The sequence below is a fragment of the Mesorhizobium sp. NZP2298 genome (assembly GCF_013170825.1).
Lineage (GTDB): Bacteria > Pseudomonadota > Alphaproteobacteria > Rhizobiales > Rhizobiaceae > Mesorhizobium.
Genome location: NZ_CP033365.1, coordinates 449,764 through 468,050 on the forward strand (window position 1 = coordinate 449,764; position 18,287 = coordinate 468,050).

The following is an 18,287-nucleotide window of genomic DNA, read 5'->3' on the forward strand; positions in this document are numbered from 1 at the left end:
CCGGGCTTGGCAAGCGCATGCGGCCGATCACCGACACCATCCCCAAGCCGCTGGTCAGGATCGCCGGCAAGACCTTGCTCGACTGGGGCCTCGACAGCCTCGCCGCCGCCGGGGTCGCCAAGGCCGTCGTCAACGTCCACTATCTTCCCGAACAGATCGTTGCCCATGTCGCGGCGCGCCATGAGCCCCGCATCGTCATTTCCGATGAGAGCGACCGGCTGCTCGATTCGGCCGGCGGCATCGTCAAGGCGCTACCGGAACTGGGCGAACAACCCTTCTACATCCTCAACGCCGACACGTTCTGGATCGATCACGGCCCGCTCAATCTCGGCCGCCTCGCCCTTGCATGGGACGCCGCGAAAATGGATATTCTGCTGATGCTGGCGGATCTCCATCAGGCGACCGGACACTGCGGCTCAACCGACTTCCTGGTAGCGCCGGACGGCGCCCTGCGGCGTTCAAAAGGGGATCCGGCAGGCCTGATCTATGCCGGCGCGGCGATCATCCATCCGCGCCTGTTCGCGGACGCATCCGCCGAACCGCATTCGCTCAACGCCTATTTCGACAAAGCCATCGCCACCGGCCGCCTGTTCGGCATGCCGCTGCACGGCCACTGGATCACTGTCGGCACGCCCGAAGCCATTCCGCTCGCTGAAGCTGCAGTCGCCGGCGCGCTGACCGAGTCGCAATGAGCGGCACAGGCCGCGTTTTCTCTATCCCCCCCGGAGCGCCGTTTCTGCCGACGCTGGCCGAGGCGCTGCTTGCCGGCCGACTGGTTCCCGGATTTCGCTTCGACGGCGATCCGCTCGCTCTGGCCGATGTCACCATCTATGTGCCGACACGTCGTGCCGCGCGCGCCTTGCGCGGTGTCTTCGTCGACAGTCTCGCGGCGCGCGGCGGCGGCGGTTCGGCGATCCTGCCGGTCATCCGTCCGCTCGGCGAGTTCGACGAGGACGAAGCGGCGTTCGATGCCGAGCCATCGGCGGCGATCGATCTCGCGCCGCCGATCTCGGCAACCGAACGCCTGCTGCTGCTGACGCCGCTGGTACGCGCCTGGAAACGCCGGCTGCCGGAGCATGTGGCGAAGCTTTTCGCGGAGGAGATCGTCATCCCCGCGTCCACCGCAGACGCGATCTGGCTGGCGCGCGATCTCGCGGCGCTGATGGACGAGATCGAGACGGAAGGTACCGACTGGACCAAGCTCGCCGATCTGGTGACAGGCAACCTCGCCGGCTGGTGGCAAGTAACGCTCGAATTCCTCGGCATCGTCACCGATGCCTGGCCGAAATTCCTCAGTGAAAGCGACCGCTCCAATCCGGCCGCGCATCGCAGCGCGCTGATCCGCTCCGAGGCGGCGCGGCTGCGGCGCAATCCGCCGGCCGGACCGGTCATCGCCGCCGGCTCCACCGGCTCGATACCGGCCACGGCGGAGCTGCTTGCCGCGATCGCCCGCTTGCCCGGCGGCGCCATCGTGCTGCCTGGGCTCGACCGCGCGCTGGACGAAGCATCCTTCCAGGCACTCATCGCTCCCGGAGCACGGCCTGCGGTGCTTGGCCACCCGCAATATGGTCTCGCCAGGCTGATCGGCAAGATCGGCGTGCTGCGCTCGGATGTCGAGGAAGTCAGCGCGGCCGAACCGCACCTTGCGCTTCGCGCCGCGCTTGTCGGCGAAGCACTGCGGCCAGCCGAGACCACCGAATTATGGGCCGAAACGCGCAATGGATTTTCGGCGCCCGATATTGCAGGCGCCTTCGCCGGCGTGACCCTGCTTGAAGCAGCCAGCGAACGCGACGAAGCCGTCGCCATCGCCGTCGCCCTGAAGCAGGCGGTAGAGGAGCCGGGCCAAAGAGCTGCCCTCGTCACCGGCGATCGCGCGCTGGCGCGGCGTGTCTCGGTCGAACTCAAGCGCTTCGGCGTCGTCGCCGACGATTCCGGCGGCACGCCGCTCGCCAACACGCCCGCGGCCAGCCTGCTCCGGTTGACCCTCGAAGCAGTGTTCCGGCCTGGCGATCCGGTCGGCCTGCTGTCGTTGCTCAAGCATCCGCTGCTAGGCCTCGGTCTCGAACGCGCCGATGCGCGCCATGCTGCGGAGCTGGTCGAACTGGTGGCGCTGCGCGGCGGCACCGGCCGCCCAGACATCGCGTCGCTGCCGGAACTGTTCGAGGCCCGCCTCACCGGCCTGGATGATGACAGCCGGCCGCCCTTCTGGTTCTCCCGGCTGACCGTGCGCGCCATCGAAAGCGCGCGGAATTTGCTCGAAGGCCTGAAGCAAGCCCTGGCTCCGCTGATGGCCTTTCGCGGCCAGGGGGATGCCGATCTTGCCGCCTTGGTCAAAGCCAGCGTTGTGGCCCTGGAAAATCTCGGCCGCGCCGCCGATGGCGGCCTTGCCGACCTCTATGCCGATGACGCCGGCGAAAAGCTTGCCGAACTGCTGCGCGGGCTGGTCGCCGCTTCGGCCACGCTGTCGTTCGCGGCGAGCGAATGGCCCGATGTGATGGACGCGCTGATCGCGCCCGAAACGGTCAAGCCGGCGCAAGGCACCGACCGGAACATCGCCATCTGGGGCGCGCTGGAAGCGCGGCTGCAGGATGTCGACACGCTGGTCATTGGCGGGCTCAACGAAGGTGTGTGGCCGCGCAAGCCGGAGAGCGACCGCTTCATGTCGCGGCTGATGAAGACCGGCATCGATCTCGAACCGCCGGAACGGCGCATTGGCCTTGCCGCGCATGATTTCCAGATGGCCATGGGTGCCAAGAAGGTTTTGCTGGCCCGCTCCGCGCGTTCCGGCGACGCACCCGCCGTGCCATCGCGCTGGCTGCAGCGGCTGCTCACCTTCATCGGCAACGAGCAGGCGGCAACCCTGCGCGGGCGCGGCGACGAGCTGCTCGCCTGGGCCCGTGCGCTCGATACCGGACCGAAGCAGGATTTCGCGCCGCGACCGCAACCGAAGCCGCCATTGTCAGTGCGCCCGACGCATTTCTCGGTCACCGAGATCGAGACCTTGCGCCGTGATCCCTACGCCGTCTACGCGAGACGGATCCTCGGCCTGATGCCGCTCGATCCTGTGATTCGAGACCCCGGCGCGGCCGAGCGCGGCACGCTGTTCCATGCCATCCTGCATCTGTTCTCGTCCGAGGTGGCCGATCCGCGCGCGCCCGAGGCGCTTGCCGGCCTCATTGCCGCCGGCCGCGCCTGCTTTGCCGAGGCTGCCCTTCCGGCCGATGTCGAGGCGGTGTGGTGGCCGCGCTTCGAGAAGCTCGCCGCCAACATCATCGAATGGGAGCGCACACGCGCCGATGCGGTAGTCGAACGGCATGCCGAGGAGAGGGCGGGGAAGACCACTGTCGGACAGTCCGGCGTCACGCTGTCCGGCTACGCCGACCGCGTCGACCTGCTGGCCGGCGGAATGGCCGATATTCTGGACTACAAGACAGGCTCCTCGCCCTCCAAGGCGCAGGCGCACACGCTGCTGGCGCCGCAACTGGCGCTGGAGGGCGCTCTGCTGAGGCGCGGCGCCTTCAAGGATCTGGGCGCGCGTGAGCCGTCGCAACTGGCCTTTGTCAGGCTGAAGCCGAATGGCGAGGTGTTCGAGGAGTCCATCCTCGAACACAACCGCCAGCCGCGAACCGCGGCCGATCTTGCCGAGGAAGCCTGGGCACGGCTGGAAAAGCTGCTGGTCCACTACACCGATCCGCAAACCGGATATCTGTCGCGCGCGCTGCCGTTTCGCGAAGGCGAGACCGACGGCGACTACGACCACCTCGCCCGCGTGCTCGAATGGTCGGCCGGCGGCGATGCCGGTGACGAGGGAGGGGAGGCATGAAGAAGGCCTATCCCATCCCGAGCGACACCGCGACCAGCCAGGCCCGCGCCGCCGATCCCATGAATTCCGCCTGGGTGTCTGCCAATGCCGGCTCCGGCAAGACCCATGTGCTGGCCCAGCGTGTCATCCGGCTGCTGCTCAACGGCACCGACCCGTCGAAGATCCTGTGCCTGACCTATACACGCGCCGCCGCCGCCAACATGTCGAACCGGGTCTTTTCCACGCTGTCGGACTGGACCGTGCTCGGTGATGCCGAGCTGGCCGTGAAGATCGAAACACTGGAAGGGCGCCGGCCCGATCGCGACACCATGCGCCGGGCGCGGCGCCTGTTCGCCGAGGCGCTGGAAACGCCGGGCGGGCTGAAGATCCAGACCATCCACGCCTTCTGCGAATCCGTGCTCCATCAATTTCCCCTGGAAGCCAACATCCCGGCCCATTTCGAGATGCTCGACGGCCAAATGGAGGCATCGCTGTTCGCCGCCGCGCGTCGCGAGATGATCTCCGGCACGACTGCCGGCAATCCAGATCTGGCCGACGCCTTCGCCACTGTGCTGGAGCGCGGCGGCGAGGCCGGTCTCGACGCATTGCTCGGCGAGATCGTGCGCAAGCGGGACGGGTTGCGGCATTTTCTCGATGCCGTTGGGCATGACGGTTTCCAACCCTTGTTCGATGAATTCCATTTCCGCCCCGGCCAGACCGCCGAGGGCCTGGCGGCATCGGCCTGGCCCCTGCCCGGCTTCCTGCCCGACTATTTCGCCGGCTTTGCCCAGGCCGCCGAATCCACCGACGCAAGGTCGGTGCTGAACAACATCCTGCCCTATGCGCGTCAGGCCTTCGCGGAGAGCGATTCCATTCACCGCCTGCAATTGCTCGCAAGAGCATTCCTCAAGACCGATGGCGATCCCTATGATCCGGCAAAGGCGTTCAAGAAGGCTCTGACCGACAGCCTGCCGGATCTGGCCGAACGCTATCTCTCGGCCGCGAACGCCATCATCGAAACCGTCGACCGGCTGGCGCTGTTCCGGATGCTGGAAGGCACGGCCGCGGCGCTAACCATCGCCGACTGGCTGATCGCCCGCTACGAGGTGCTGAAGCGCAGTCGCGGCTTTCTCGACTTCAACGATTTGATCACCCGCACGGTCAACCTGCTGGCACGGCCCGATGCCGGCCCATGGGTGCAATACAAGCTCGACCAGGGCATCGACCACATTCTGCTCGACGAAGCGCAGGACACCAGCCCTGATCAATGGGAGGTGGTGAAGCGGCTGGCGGAGGAGTTTTTCGCCGGGCTCGGTGCGCGCGACAAGGTCCACCGTACGGTCTTTGCCGTTGGCGACGAAAAGCAGTCGATCTATTCCTTCCAGGGCGCGGCACCCGACTCCTTCGCCGACAGCCGGCTGTTGTTTGCCGGCAGGGTGCGCGATGCCGAGGCGTCGTTCGCCGACCTCAAGCTGACCTGGTCGTTCCGCTCGACCGACGACGTACTGGTCGCCGTCGACCGCGTCTTTGCCGATCCTGTCGTGCGGCGCGGCATCAGCCACGATCCCGATCCGCTGAGCCACAAGGCGATCCGCACCGATGCGCCGGGCTATGTCGAGGTCTGGCCGTCGCTCGGCACTGAAGCCGTCGACGAGCCCGACGACTGGACGCAGGCGATCGACCACGCCCACGCACCCGCGGTGCGTGTTGCCGAGAATGTGGCGGCCACCATTGCCGGCTGGATCGGCAGGGGCGAAATCATCGAGGGCCGCGGCAAGCGGCTGCGGCCTGGCGACGTGCTGGTGCTGGTGCGCAAGCGCGACAGCTTCGTCCATGCGCTGACCCGCGCCTTGAAACGCCGAGACATTCCGGTTGCCGGCGCCGATCGGCTGAGCCTGCCCGGCCATATCGCGGTCAAGGACCTGATCGCGCTCGGCCATCTGCTGATCCAGCCGCAGGACGACCTGTCGCTCGCCGCCGTGCTGCGCAGCCCGATCTTCGACCTGCCGGAGGAGACGCTGTTCACACTCGCCGCGCAGAGGGCGCCCGGCCTGTCGCTGGCCACATCGCTGCGCCAGCATGCCGAAGAAAACGGGCGCCTGGCGAAGATTGTCGCGCAACTCGACGTCTGGGCCGACGAGGCCGCCTTCAAGCCGGTGTTCGAATTCTATGCCGGCCTGCTGGCGCGCGACCACGTGCGTAAAAGAATGATCGCGCGGCTCGGGCCGGAGGCCGGCGATATTCTCGACGAGTTCCTGAGCTTCTGCCTTGCCGAGGAGCGGACCGGCCTGCCTGGGCTGGAGGCCTTCCTGTCGACGCTGGAAAATGCCGGTCCCGAGATCAAGCGCGAGATGGACCAGACCCGTGACGAGGTCCGCGTCATGACCGTGCACGCGGCCAAGGGTTTGGAGGCGCCGGTCGTGTTCCTGGTCGATGGCGGCTCCGCCCCGTTCAGCGACCAGCATCTGCCGCGCCTGATGCCTTTCAAGGGCTCGGGCACATACTGGGACGGCAAGGGCTATCTCTGGCGCTCGGCCAGCGATGTCGCCAACGGCTTTTCCAAGGCCGCGGCGATGCGGGCACGGGAACTCGCCGACGACGAATACCGTCGCTTGCTCTATGTCGGCATGACCCGTGCCGAGGATCGGCTGATCGTCTGCGGCTACCATGGCAAGCGGGCGCCGAATGCCGGCACCTGGCATTCGATCGTGAGTCGCGCCTTGATCGGTGCGCCCGAGAGCGAACAGCGTCCACATCCCGCCGGCGGCGACCCGGTGCATCGTTTTCACGTGACCAACCTGCCGCCCGTCGCGCCGGGCGCCAGTGAACAGGCGCGGCAGGCCGGTGCTTTTAACCCGTTGCCGGCGACCCTGTTCCGACCCTTGCCACCTTTTGAGGACCTGCCGCGGCCGCTGTCGCCATCCGGCGCCTCGGCGCTGATCGACGAAGGCAAGGAAGCGGTGGTCGACAGGGCTTCGCCGGTGCTGGACGCCGATGCCGAGCCGGGCTTTGCCGTGCTGCGCGGGCTCGCTTTGCACAAGTTGCTGCAGATGTTGCCCGGCATTGCCGAGAACTCGCGCCAGGGCGCGGCCGAACGTTATCTCGCGCGAACGGGTGCCGCGTGGCCGCCGTCAGAACGGGACAGGGCCCTTGCATCGGTCATCGCCATCCTCGACGACCCACGCCTCGGGCAGTTGTTCGCGCCCTCGTCGCGCGCCGAGGTGGCGATCATGGGCAATCTGGACGTGAGGGGGAAAAGGCGTTCCATTTCCGGCAAGATCGACCGGTTGGCGGTGACCGCCGACACGATTTCGATCGTCGACTACAAGACCAACCGGCCGGCGCCTGTCTCGCTGGCTGAAGTCCCGCCGGCCTATCTGCTGCAGCTCGCGCTTTATCGCGCGCTGCTACAGCCGCTTTATCCCGGACGCGAGGTGAAGGCGGCCCTCTTGTTCACCGAAGCGCCAAGGCTGATCGAATTGCCGGCCCAGGCCATGGATGACGCCCTTGCCCGACTCACAGGAGCGTGACACAAGACCTGCTTGAAGAAGGGCCAGACAACCACCACATTTGGTGCGACAAAGAACTCTCGAAAGGATTTTCCGGATGGGTGCCACCGTCAAGGTTGACAAGAATAATTTCCAGGCCGACGTGCTCAACGCCAACGTGCCGGTTGTGGTCGATTTCTGGGCGGAATGGTGCGGACCGTGCAAGATGATCGGCCCGTCTCTGGAAGAGATCGCCTCGGAACTCGGCGCCAAGGTCAAGATCGCCAAGCTCAACATCGACGAGAATCCAGAGCTTGCCGCGCAGTTCGGCGTGCGCTCGATCCCGACGTTGATGATCTTCAAGGGCGGCGAAGTGGCCGACATGAAGGTCGGTGCCGCGCCCAAGACCGCCCTGTCGCACTGGATCAATGGCAGCCTCGCCTGATCCAACTGAATTCCTGACATCCAAAGCCCGGCCATCGTGCCGGGCTTTTTGTTTGCGTCACCTACAGCGCCGCGCGTCCTTGGACGCGCAAGGACGCTTTGGCGCATGATCCTTTCTGGGTCATGCGCTGGCCCGCTCTGGCCCTCACATCAGGGCACGCCATGTCCTCTGCTGGGAAGCAGAAACAGGGAGAGCGACATGACCGGATCCGCCAAGGCCACCGTCTTCATCGACAATGAGCGTGTCATCGTCACCGAATACCGCTTCCAGCCGGGCGACAACACCGGCTGGCATCGCCACGGCCACGATTATGTCGTGGTGCCGCTGATGGACGGCAAACTCAAGCTGGAAACCAAGGACGGCGAAACCTTCGCCGAGATGAAGAAAGGCGTGCCTTATTTCCGCAAGGAGGGCGTCGAACACGACGTCATCAGCGCCAATGAGGGCGAATACGCTTTCATCGAGATCGAGTTGAAGTAAGCGGCCGCATTGACTAAGCGATGAACGGCCTCAGGTCGGCGGCGTGCCGTTCTCGGCCAGCACCGCGCCGGCCAGATAGAGCGATCCGCCGATCAGGATACGCGGCGGCGGGCCGACCCAGGTGTCGCGCAGCAGCATCAGCGCGCTGGCGACGGAACTGACCGGCTCGGCGGACAGGCCGGCTTCCGTGGCGCGGACCGCCAGTTCGTCGTTGGGCACGCCGGCATCGCTCATGCTGACCGGCACGGTATAGACATGCCGGGCCAGGCCCTTGAAGGCGCGGAAATAGCCACTCTGGTCCTTGGTGTTGATCATGCCCGAAATGAGGAACAGCGGGCGCGGGTTCTTTTCTTCCTGCTCGGCCAGCGCTTCGGCGACGACCACGCCGGCGCCCGGATTGTGGCCACCGTCGAGCCAGATATCGGCACCCTTCGGCGCCAGCTCCGCCAGCCGGCCCTGCACCAGCTTCTGCATGCGGCCGGGCCAGGCGACATTGGTCATCGCCTTTTCGACCGCGCGGTGGCTGACCTCGAAGCCCGCCGCCTTGACCGCGGCGATCGCCGCCGCCGCATTGGCGAACTGGTGGCGCCCGGGCAGCCGCGGCATCGGCAGGTCCATCAGGCCATCCTCGTCCTGGTAGACCATGCGGCCGTTTTCCTCGAAGGCCAGGAAATCCTGGCCGTAGACGAAGGTCGGGCACTCCAGCCGCTCGGCGGTCTCGATCAGCACCTGCAGCGCCGTCTCGCTTTCCTGAGCGCCGATCACCACGGGGCAGCCGCGCTTCATGATGCCGGCCTTTTCAGCCGCGATCAGTTCGACCCGGTCGCCGAGATAGGCCTCATGATCCATCGACACTGGCATGATCACCGACACGGCGGGCCTTGTGACCACATTGGTGGCGTCGAAGCGGCCGCCGAGGCCGACCTCGATGATGGCGGCATCGGCCGGATGTTCCGAAAACAGGATGAAGGTAACGGCGGTGAGTATCTCGAAGACGGTGATCTTCTGGCCGTCATTGGCCTTGGCGACGCGGGCAATGGCCTCGGCGAAGGTCTCATCGTCGACGAGTCTGCCACCCCCCTCGGCGGCGAGCCTGTAGCGCTCGGCCCAGTTCACCAGATGCGGCGAGGTGTGGACATGCACGAGACGGCCAGCAGCTTCAAGCAGCGCACGCGAAAAGGCGGCGCAGGAGCCCTTGCCGTTGGTGCCGGCGATGTGGATGACCGGCGGCAGCAAGTCCTGCGGATTGCCAAGCCGCTCCAGAAGCCGCGTGATGCGGTCGAGCGAAAGGTCGAAACCTTTCGGGTGAAGCGCCATCAGGGCTTCGATTTCGCGGTCGGCGGCAAGCGTTGTCATGACAAAATCCCGGCGCATGGCCCGAGCACCAGAATCAATCCGGAATGGCCATGGCAGTCAAAAGGCTACAGCGCGCCATGGACATGGCGCAATCGCGGTTCGCGGCGGTCAAGTCGTGTTTTGTGCATGTCGTCTTCCCAAAACCGAGGTCACTTTTGGGCGACATGCACAGTGTCGCATTCTCAGGCTTGCGGCCGGGCTTCGGTCGCAACCACCGCCGGCGGCAGGATTTCCGGCTCCAGCGGCTTTTGCTCCTCCGGCATCTTGAGCAGCATCTTCAACAGCCGCGCGATTGTCTGGCGCAGCTCGAGCCGCGACACCACCATGTCGACCATGCCGTGCTCCATCAGATATTCGGAGCGCTGGAAGCCATCGGGCAGCTTCTCGCGGATGGTCTGCTCGATGACACGCGGTCCGGCAAAGCCGATCAGCGCGCCCGGCTCGGCAATGTGCACGTCGCCCAGCATGGCATAGGAGGCGGTGACCCCGCCAGTGGTCGGGTTGGTCAGCACGACGATGTAGGGCAGGCCGGCCTCCTTCAGCCGGTCGACGCCGACCGTTGTGCGCGGCAGCTGCATGAGGGACAAAATGCCTTCCTGCATACGCGCGCCGCCGGACGCGGCGAACAGGATCAGCGGCCGCTTGCGCTGCAGGGCGACCTCAAATCCATGTACGATGGCGTCGCCGGCCGCCATGCCGAGCGAACCGCCCATGAAGGCGAAATCCTGCACCGTCACCACCACCGGCAGGCCTTCGATGGTGCCCAGCGCGTTGACGATCGCGTCTTCCAGCCCGGTCTTGGCCTTGGCGTCCTTCAACCGGTCGGTGTAGCGCTTCTCATCGCGGAACTTCAGCGGATCCTGCACCACCTTCGGGTTTTCGAGCTGTTCGTATTTGCCGTCGTCGAGGAAGTACTTCAGCCGCTCCTTGGCCGAGATCTTCATGTGATGGCCGGAAGAGGGGATGACGAACTGGTTGGATTCCAGATCCTTGTGGAACACCATCTCGCCGGTTTCGGGATCCTTGATCCAGAGATTCTCGGGCATGTCGGTGCGCCGGCCGAGCATCGAATTGATCTTCGGGCGAACGTAATTGGTGATCCAGTTCATCGCTTCGGCTCCTGTCCTGACGAAGAGTTGCTAATGCATGTCGCCCAAAAGTGGGAACCTGTTTTGGGCGACATGCACAAACTTGAGGTAGGAGAACTATTCGGCAGCAGCAAGGCGGGCAGAGCGCACGCCTTGCGCAAGGCCGCTGACCAGCGTGGCGACGGCCTCGGCGGGGTCGGCGGTCTTTTCGCCCTTCGGCCCCAGCACATTGGCGACCGCATTGACGATCGCTGTGCCGACGACGACGCCATCGGCATTGGCGCCAATGACACGCGCCTGTTCGGCGGTCTTGACACCGAAGCCGACGCAGACCGGCAGGTTGGTATGGCCCTTGATGCGCTTGACCGCCGCCGCCACCTTGCCGGTGTCAGCCAGCGCCGAGCCGGTGATACCAGTCATGGAGACGTAATAGACGAAGCCGGACGTGTTCTGCAGCACCTTGGGCAGGCGCTTGTCGTCGGTGGTCGGCGTCGCCAGGCGGATGAAGTTGATGCCAGCCTTCAAGGCCGGAATACAAAGTTCCTCGTCCATTTCCGGCGGCAAGTCGACGACGATCAGGCCATCGATGCCACTGACAATGGCATCCTTCAGGAAGCGATCGACGCCGTAGATATAGATCGGGTTGTAGTAGCCCATCAGCACGATCGGCGTCTCATCATCACTGGTCCGGAATTCGGCGGCCATCTTCAGAGTTTTGACCAGCGTCTGGCCGCCTTTCAGCGCGCGCAGGCCGGCGGCCTGGATCGCCGGGCCATCAGCCATCGGGTCGGAAAACGGCATGCCTAGTTCGATGATGTCGGCGCCGGCCGTCGGCAGCGCCTTCATGATCGACAGCGAGGTGTCATAGTCGGGGTCGCCGCCCATGAAATAGGTGACGAGCGCCGGGCGGCCCTCGGTCTTCAGCTTCGCCATGCGGCGGTCGATGCGGGTTGTCATGTCTGGCCCTTTGGACGAATTTTGCTCATAATCAACTCCCAAGTCGAAACTGTCCAAAGGGCCTAGATCTCCATGCCCAGCATCGAGGCCACCGTGTGGACATCCTTGTCGCCACGGCCGGACAGGTTGACGATGACGATCTGGTCCTTGTCCATGGCAGGCACGATCTTGACCGCATGCGCAATGGCGTGCGCGGATTCCAGCGCCGGGATGATGCCCTCGACGCGCGTCGTCAGCTTGAAGGCTTCGAGTGCCTCGTCGTCGAGGATCGGCACGTACTCGACGCGGCCGGAATCGCGCAGCCAGGAATGCTCCGGGCCGACGCCGGGATAGTCGAGACCAGCCGAAATCGAATGGCCGTCCATGATCTGGCCGTCGGCGTTCTGCAAGAGATAGGTGCGGTTGCCGTGCAGCACGCCCGGCCTGCCGGCGTTCATCGAGGCGCAATGCTCGATGCCGTCGAGACCACGCCCACCGGCTTCGATGCCGATGATCTTGACCTCCTTGTCATCAAGGAAGGGATGGAACAGGCCGATGGCGTTCGAACCACCGCCGACAGCGGCGATGATGGTGTCGGGCAGCCGGCCTTCCTGTTCCAGGATCTGCGCGCGCGCCTCGGTGCCGATGACCGACTGGAAATCGCGCACCAGTTCCGGATAGGGGTGCGGGCCGGCGGCGGTGCCGATCAGGTAATAGGTGTCCTCGACATTGGTGACCCAATCGCGAAGAGCTTCGTTCATGGCGTCCTTCAGCGTGCCGTGCCCGGCGGTGACAGGCCGGACTTCAGCGCCAAGCAGCTTCATGCGGAAGACATTAGGGCTTTGGCGGGCAACGTCGGTGGCGCCCATGTAGACGACGCAAGGGAAGCCGAAGCGAGCGGCGACGGTGGCGGACGCCACGCCATGCTGGCCGGCGCCGGTCTCGGCGATGATGCGCTTCTTGCCCATGCGCTTGGCCAGCAGGATCTGGCCGAGGCAATTGTTGATCTTGTGGGAACCGGTGTGGTTGAGGTCCTCGCGCTTGAAATAGACCTTTGCGCCGCCGCCCAGGCCCTTCGCCGAGGAAACCTCACGAAGATGCCTGGTCAGGCCTTCGGCGAAATAAAGCTTCGACGGCCGCCCGGCATAATGGGTCGACAGGTCGGTCAGCTCGGCCCTGAAGTCCGGATCGTTCTTGACCTCGTTCCAGTGCCGCTCGAGATCGAGGATCAGCGGCATCAGCGTTTCGGCGACGAAACGACCGCCGAAAATGCCGAACATGCCCTGTTCGTCGGGTCCGGTGCGGAAGGAATTGGGTGTCGCCGGCTGGTCCATCGCCGATCTCCTAAATCTTGATTAGAAGCACGTTCAGGCGGCGCGATCGTCGCGTGCTGCCCTGACGGCCCGGAAAAACTGTTCGATCAGCGCCGGATCCTTGACGCCCGGCGCGCTTTCCACGCCCGAGGAAATGTCTATTCCGGGCGGGTTGGCAAGCCGAAGGGCATCGCCGATGTTGGCGGCGTTGAGCCCACCGGAAAGCATGTAATCGACGCCGGCGTCAAGGCCGGCAAGGATGCGCCAGTCGAAGGCCACGCCATTGCCGCCCGGCAGCACGGAGCCCCTTGGCGGCTTGGCATCGAAGAGGAACCGGTCGGCAACGCCGATGAACGGCTTGATCCGGTCAAGGTCGGCGACCTCGCTGAGCGGCAGCGCCTTCATCACCGGCAGGCCGTAGCGGACTTTCAGTTCGGCCACCCGCTCAGGGGTTTCCGAACCGTGCAGCTGCAGTATGTCGGGCTGCATGTTTTCGACGATCCCGTCCAGGAAGGCGTCGGTGGCGTCGACCGTGACGGCGACCGCCAAGGCCTTGCCGCGCGCCGCTTCGCGCAGACGCCCGGCTTGCGCCGGCTCGATATAGCGAGGGCTCTTGGCGAAAAAAATAAAGCCGACATGGCTGGCGCCGCCGGCCAGGGCCGCGGCCATTGCCTGGTCGGTCTTCAAGCCGCAGATCTTGATGTCGAGCGCCATGGCGCGGGAATTGGCATGAAATCGCGACAGAGTCGAGAAAAAGCATGCTGTTTGCCAGCAGCGCCAAAGGCGCTACCTATTGATGGACAGCATGTGGATTGGATTGACAGCATGCCGGGCGGGAGAAAGATCATGGCCGACATAACCATTGCCGAACTGAAGCAGAAGATCGCGCAGGCGCGGGCGGTCATCGCGCACCTGATGGACAAGGCCGCCTTCAACGGCGCCGAAGCGCATCGGGCGCTGGACTATTTCGGTGGCGATACGTTCGACCGGAATTTCCTGCCCTGGCCGCATCATGGCGATGAGGGGTTGCGGCCGGATGAACTCAATGCGGCTAACGACGATTGACTACTCGAACACGATCGCCTGCAGCGCGCCGCCATTGCGCTTCAGCCAGTCCTTGCAGCGGTCGGTGTCGGGGCAGAGTTTCTCGCACAGTTTCCAGAATTTCGGTCCGTGATTCATCTCCTTGAGATGCGCCACCTCATGCGCCACAAGGTAGTTTATGACCGGTTGCGGCGCCATCATGATGCGCCAGGAGAAGGAGAGATTGCCTTCCGAGGTGCAGGAGCCCCAGCGGCTGGACGTGTCCTTGTAACGGATCGCCTTGGCGCGCTTGCCGAGCGCCTCGGTGTGCCTGGCCACCAGCTTCTCGATCTCCTTCTTCGCCTCGCGCTTGAGGAAATCGGCGATGCGGCGCGGCAGATGTATCCGGTCGCCATGCACGATAAGCAGCGGCCCGCGCTCGTCGCGCGATACCGTGACGGTGCCGCGCTTTGACGGCTCATGGACGATACGGTGCGGCACGCCCCGGATTGGGATCCTGATACCCGGCCGCACCTGTGGCCGCGTCGGCACTTTTGCGAGCCGCTGCTCCAGCCAGTCCTGGTGACGCTCGAGGAACCTGTCCACCTCGCCGCGGCGCAGGCCCGGCGGCACGGTGATGCGCAGGCCCTGGCCGCCGGAATCGATGCGCAGCGTCAGCCGCCGCGCCCTGGCGCTCTCGACGATCTTGAGCGGCAGCGTGCGGCCGGCAACGCAATATTCGCGCTCCACGACAGGCGTGGGCTTGGGCTTCGTCAGATTGCGAAAGAATCCGATAGTCATGGCCGGACGATACGCGATTCGAGAAAAACGACTAGAACAAAAAAGAAACGGCGCCGCTCGCGCGACGCCGTTTTTACGATCGGGCTTGTCCAACAGCGCCGCGCGTCCTCTGGGACGCGCAAAGGACGCTGTAGCACTTTAAGTTGGCGCATGACCTTTTCCGAAAACCGGTTTCGGTTTTCGGGGTCATGCGCTCGGCCTCAGTCGTCAAGCAGGTTCGAGCCCTTGCCACGCTTGGTCGGGGTCGTGCCAGTGCTCGGATCGGTCTTCGCCGGAGCGGTCGACTTGTTGCGCTTCGCCATGAAGCGGTCGAACTCGTCCTGATCCTTGGCGCGACGCAGTTCGCGGGCATAGTCGTCGAACTCGGTCAGCATGTCGTCGAGCTTGCGGCGTTCCTCGGCGAGGCGCTCAAGCTCCTTTTCGCGCCAGTCGTCGAAAGCGACGTTGCCGGTGCGGGCGGAGCCGTTGCCCCAGCGCGCGGCCTTGTCGGAACCACGGCGGCAGCCGGCGAAGATGCCGTCGGTCGCGCGGTTGACGTCACGCTTGAAGCCGTCGAGCCGGTCGCCCCAGATGATGTAGGCGAGCATGGCGAAGCCGAGCGGCCAGAACACCATGAAGCCGATCACCATCAACGCGATGGTTGCCGGCGTCCAGGCCGGGCGGATCAATGCAGATGTGTTCATTTTCTCCCATTCCTTCGGTTGGAGACAGCCAGGACCGGCTGCGTGGAATCGAAATGGGAAGGCAAAAACGGCGATTCAAGACAATGTCCGCCAAAACCGGACAAGCTTATGAAATGATTATCGCTTTTTGAGCATGTCGAGGAAAAGCACGCCCAGCCCGGCAATCAACCCCCAGAACGCGGCGCCGACGCCGAACAGTGTCAGCCCCGAGGCGGTGACGACAAAAGTGACGGTGGCAGCCATCCGGTCGGCCTCGTCCTTGAGCGCGATCGCCAGCGCGTTGGCGAGCGAGGCCATCAACGCAAGCCCAGCCACCAGCACGATCAGGCTCTGCGGCAGGACGGCGAAGATCGCCACCAGCGAGGCGCCGAAGATTGCGAAGACGAGATAGGCGAGCGCATAGAACGGCCCGGTCTTCCAGCGCTCGGCGGGGTCGGGATGAACGTCCGGCCCGGTGCAGATTGCCGCCGAAATCGCCGCCAGATTGGTGGTCGAGCCGCCGAACGGCGCCGACAGCAGCGAAAACAGGCCGGTGACGCCGATCAGCGGGCCGGGCTCCGGATGGTAGCCGGCGGCGCGCAACACGGCGAGGCCAGACAGGTTCTGAGAGGCCATGGTGACGAGATAGAGCGGCAGCGCCAGGCCGATCATCGCCTTGGCGGTGAAGTCAGGTGCAATCAGCGTCAGTGTCGACAGCTCGGGTGTCGGCAGGCCGCCGACACGACCGGTGAGAAACGCGGCGAAACCGCCGCCGATCAGCACCGCCAGCACCGACAGCGCCGGGTTGAACAGGCGGATGATGAAGAACGCCGCGATCAGGGGCAGGATCAGCCAGGGGTCGACGGGAACGGTCTTGACCGCATTGATGGCGAAGGTGACGACGATGCCTGCCAGCATGCCTGAGGCGACCGAGGGCGGTATCCTGGAGATCAATTGCGTCAATGGCCGAAACAGGCCGGTGGCGATCAACAGGATGGCGGTGACGATGAAGGCGGCGACGGCCTCGCCTATCGAAAAGCCGGTCGAGGCAGCCATCAGCGCCAGGCCCGGCGTCGACCAGGCGGTGATAACGGGCATCTTCGTGCGCCATGACAACCACAGGCTTTCGATCGCCATGGCCAGGCAAACGGTCGTCACCCAGCTCGCCGTCTGGATTTGCGTCGCGCCGACCGCGTGGGCGGCGGCAATGACGATGGCCAGCGTGCCGCCGAAGCCGACGATGGCGGCGACAAAGGCCGAGATCGGGATGGAAAGGCGCATTCTCACTTGCCCCCGCCGGCCATGTCACCGACCGCCCGCACCAGCATGTCGAGATCCTGCGGCCGCGACAGGCGATGATCGCCGTCGGGAATGAGCGACAGCGTGACATCATCGGCCGGCAGCAGGCTGACCAGCTTCAGCGCATGGCTCGACGGCACGTCCGCATCGGCCAGGCCCTGCAGGATGTGAACCGGGCAATGGGTGTCGATGGGCCCCGTCATCACCAGGTTGTTGCGCCCATCCTCGATCAATGCGCGCGTGTAGGTATAGGGCTCCGTGGAATAGTCGGAGGGCTCGGCGAAGAAGCCCTTTTCGGCGAGGTCGTGCTTCTGTGCCGCGGTCAGCGCCGGCTCGACCAGCTCGGCGGTAAAATCCGGCGCCGGCGCCAGCAGCACCAGGCCGACGACGTTTGCGTCACCCGCCTTGCGCAATTCCTGCACCATGCGCAGCGCGATCCAGGCGCCCATGGACGAGCCGACCAGGACCTGGCTGCCGCTGGCGAAGTGCCGGAACACGGCGAGGCTTTGCGAAAGCCATTTCGAAATCGTGCCGTCGGCAAAAGCGCCGTCGGATTCGCCGTGGCCTGAATAGTCATGGCGCAGGAAGGCGCGGCCTTCGCTTGCCGCCCAGTCCGACAGCGTCTGCGCCTTCGTGCCGAGCATGTCCGACTTGTAGCCGCCCAGCCAGACAATGCCGGGCGTCGAACCCGCCATATGGCGCACCGCGATGCGCGATCCATCGACATCGAGAAAGGTCGGGGGCGTGACGGTCATGGCTTTTTCCTCAGGCCCCTCTTTTGGCACGGCGTTCTTGTGGCACAGCCACAGGCGTGGCGAAAAGTGCTCTCGCCGTTTCTTTGTTTGGTGCAGGCCAGCGATCAGGGTGATTTTCTGTCAATGCTGTGCTATTGACTCCGCCCGCGCGCTCACCACATTGGCGCGTCCACGCATCAGACTGACAAATCCTGAACGAAACGGCCAAGGAGACCACGACCATTCGCAGACCTTTCAAAGCAGCGGCGCCGACCAAGGATGGGCCGCGCTCCAACCGTGATATCCGGGTTCCCCGGGTCCAGCTTATCGACGCCGAAGGCCAGAACCGCGGCGATGTTTCCATAAACGACGCATTGCTGCTCGCCGAAGAGGCTGGGCTCGATCTCGTCGAGATATCGCCCAATGCGGTGCCGCCCGTCGTAAAAATTCTCGATCTCGGCAAGTTGAAATACGCCAACCAGAAGAAGGCGGCCGAGGCGCGCAAGAACCAGAAGGTCATCGAGATCAAGGAGATCAAGATGCGCCCCAACATCGACAGCCATGACTACGAGACCAAGATGAAGGCGGTTCGCCGCTTCTTCGAGGAAGGCGACAAGGTCAAGCTGACGCTGCGCTTCCGTGGCCGCGAAATGGCGCATATGGAGCTCGGCATGCAGCTTCTGAACAAGGTCCGCGAGGAAGTGGCCACCATCGCCAAGGTCGAGGCGGAACCGAAACTCGAAGGCCGCCAGATGATGATGGTGCTGGCGCCGCGCTAGGCGGATATTTTGCGGAACCTGCCTGGATCACGATAAGGTTAGGCGCCGTCATCACGCTCTAAATCCGCCTGAATTGTGTTA

16 protein-coding genes are annotated in these 18,287 nt (G+C 64.8%); 7 read left to right on the forward strand and 9 right to left on the reverse strand.

Going from position 1 to position 18,287, the window contains the following annotated elements; translation table 11 throughout:
* Positions 1-17 precede the first annotated feature (17 nt).
* The 5 genes from EB231_RS02020 to EB231_RS02040 all read left to right on the forward strand — a co-directional run bounded on the left by EB231_RS02020 (position 18) and on the right by EB231_RS02040 (position 8,215).
* The gene (locus EB231_RS02020) at positions 18-692 is read left to right on the forward strand and encodes a nucleotidyltransferase family protein (RefSeq protein WP_246740994.1); all 675 of its coding nucleotides are present in this window, start codon (positions 18-20) and stop codon (positions 690-692) included.
* Positions 689-3,823 carry a double-strand break repair protein AddB gene (gene addB / locus EB231_RS02025; RefSeq protein WP_172347368.1) on the forward strand — a complete coding sequence of 1,045 codons (3,135 nt, stop codon included), beginning with the start codon at positions 689-691 and terminating at the stop codon, positions 3,821-3,823. Before EB231_RS02020 ends, addB begins: the two co-directional genes overlap by 4 nt.
* The gene (gene addA / locus EB231_RS02030; protein ID WP_172347369.1) at positions 3,820-7,332 is read left to right on the forward strand and encodes a double-strand break repair helicase AddA; all 3,513 of its coding nucleotides are present in this window, start codon (positions 3,820-3,822) and stop codon (positions 7,330-7,332) included. Before addB ends, addA begins: the two co-directional genes overlap by 4 nt.
* 76 nt (positions 7,333-7,408) lie before the next feature.
* Positions 7,409-7,735 carry a thioredoxin gene (gene trxA, locus EB231_RS02035; protein ID WP_115141308.1) on the forward strand — a complete coding sequence of 109 codons (327 nt, stop codon included), beginning with the start codon at positions 7,409-7,411 and terminating at the stop codon, positions 7,733-7,735.
* A 198-nt stretch (positions 7,736-7,933) separates the two neighbouring features.
* Positions 7,934-8,215, forward strand: coding sequence for a cupin domain-containing protein (locus tag EB231_RS02040; protein ID WP_056569023.1), 282 nt, complete (start codon positions 7,934-7,936; stop codon positions 8,213-8,215).
* Between the two features lie 30 nt (positions 8,216-8,245).
* Here EB231_RS02040 and EB231_RS02045 read toward each other — a convergent pair whose 3' ends face one another.
* The 5 genes from EB231_RS02045 to EB231_RS02065 all read right to left on the reverse strand — a co-directional run bounded on the left by EB231_RS02045 (position 8,246) and on the right by EB231_RS02065 (position 13,622).
* Entirely contained in the window at positions 8,246-9,571 is a 1,326-nt protein-coding gene (locus tag EB231_RS02045; RefSeq protein ID WP_172347370.1) for a bifunctional folylpolyglutamate synthase/dihydrofolate synthase, read from the reverse strand.
* Between the two features lie 182 nt (positions 9,572-9,753).
* Positions 9,754-10,680, reverse strand: a complete 927-nt coding sequence (gene accD / locus EB231_RS02050; protein ID WP_172347371.1) for an acetyl-CoA carboxylase, carboxyltransferase subunit beta — start codon at positions 10,678-10,680, stop codon at positions 9,754-9,756.
* A 96-nt stretch (positions 10,681-10,776) separates the two neighbouring features.
* On the reverse strand, positions 10,777-11,616 hold the full coding sequence (gene trpA / locus EB231_RS02055; protein ID WP_172347372.1) for a tryptophan synthase subunit alpha: 840 nt from the start codon (positions 11,614-11,616) through the stop codon (positions 10,777-10,779).
* Positions 11,617-11,678: 62 nt separating this feature from the next.
* A complete protein-coding gene (gene trpB / locus EB231_RS02060; RefSeq protein ID WP_172347373.1) occupies positions 11,679-12,929 on the reverse strand; it encodes a tryptophan synthase subunit beta in 1,251 nt (416 codons plus the stop codon).
* Positions 12,930-12,962: 33 nt separating this feature from the next.
* Positions 12,963-13,622 (reverse strand): phosphoribosylanthranilate isomerase, encoded by a 660-nt coding sequence (locus tag EB231_RS02065; RefSeq protein ID WP_172347374.1) that lies wholly within the window; start codon positions 13,620-13,622, stop codon positions 12,963-12,965.
* Between the two features lie 132 nt (positions 13,623-13,754).
* On the opposite strand from EB231_RS02065, the gene EB231_RS02070 reads away from it, so the two are divergent.
* A complete protein-coding gene (locus tag EB231_RS02070) occupies positions 13,755-13,973 on the forward strand; it encodes a hypothetical protein (RefSeq protein ID WP_172347375.1) in 219 nt (72 codons plus the stop codon).
* Here EB231_RS02070 and EB231_RS02075 read toward each other — a convergent pair whose 3' ends face one another.
* The 4 genes from EB231_RS02075 to EB231_RS02090 form a co-directional block, all read right to left on the reverse strand.
* On the reverse strand, positions 13,974-14,732 hold the full coding sequence (locus EB231_RS02075) for a M48 family metallopeptidase (RefSeq protein WP_140770283.1): 759 nt from the start codon (positions 14,730-14,732) through the stop codon (positions 13,974-13,976).
* A gap of 200 nt (positions 14,733-14,932) precedes the next feature.
* Positions 14,933-15,415 (reverse strand): DUF2852 domain-containing protein, encoded by a 483-nt coding sequence (locus EB231_RS02080; RefSeq protein WP_027047647.1) that lies wholly within the window; start codon positions 15,413-15,415, stop codon positions 14,933-14,935.
* A 117-nt stretch (positions 15,416-15,532) separates the two neighbouring features.
* Positions 15,533-16,675 (reverse strand): benzoate/H(+) symporter BenE family transporter, encoded by a 1,143-nt coding sequence (locus tag EB231_RS02085; RefSeq protein ID WP_172347376.1) that lies wholly within the window; start codon positions 16,673-16,675, stop codon positions 15,533-15,535.
* A gap of 2 nt (positions 16,676-16,677) precedes the next feature.
* Positions 16,678-17,448, reverse strand: a complete 771-nt coding sequence (locus EB231_RS02090) for an alpha/beta hydrolase (protein ID WP_172347377.1) — start codon at positions 17,446-17,448, stop codon at positions 16,678-16,680.
* 221 nt (positions 17,449-17,669) lie between these two features.
* Here EB231_RS02090 and infC point away from each other — a divergent pair, with 221 nt between their 5' ends.
* On the forward strand, positions 17,670-18,206 hold the full coding sequence (gene infC / locus EB231_RS02095) for a translation initiation factor IF-3 (RefSeq protein ID WP_010912915.1): 537 nt from the start codon (positions 17,670-17,672) through the stop codon (positions 18,204-18,206).
* Positions 18,207-18,287: the final 81 nt, after the last annotated feature.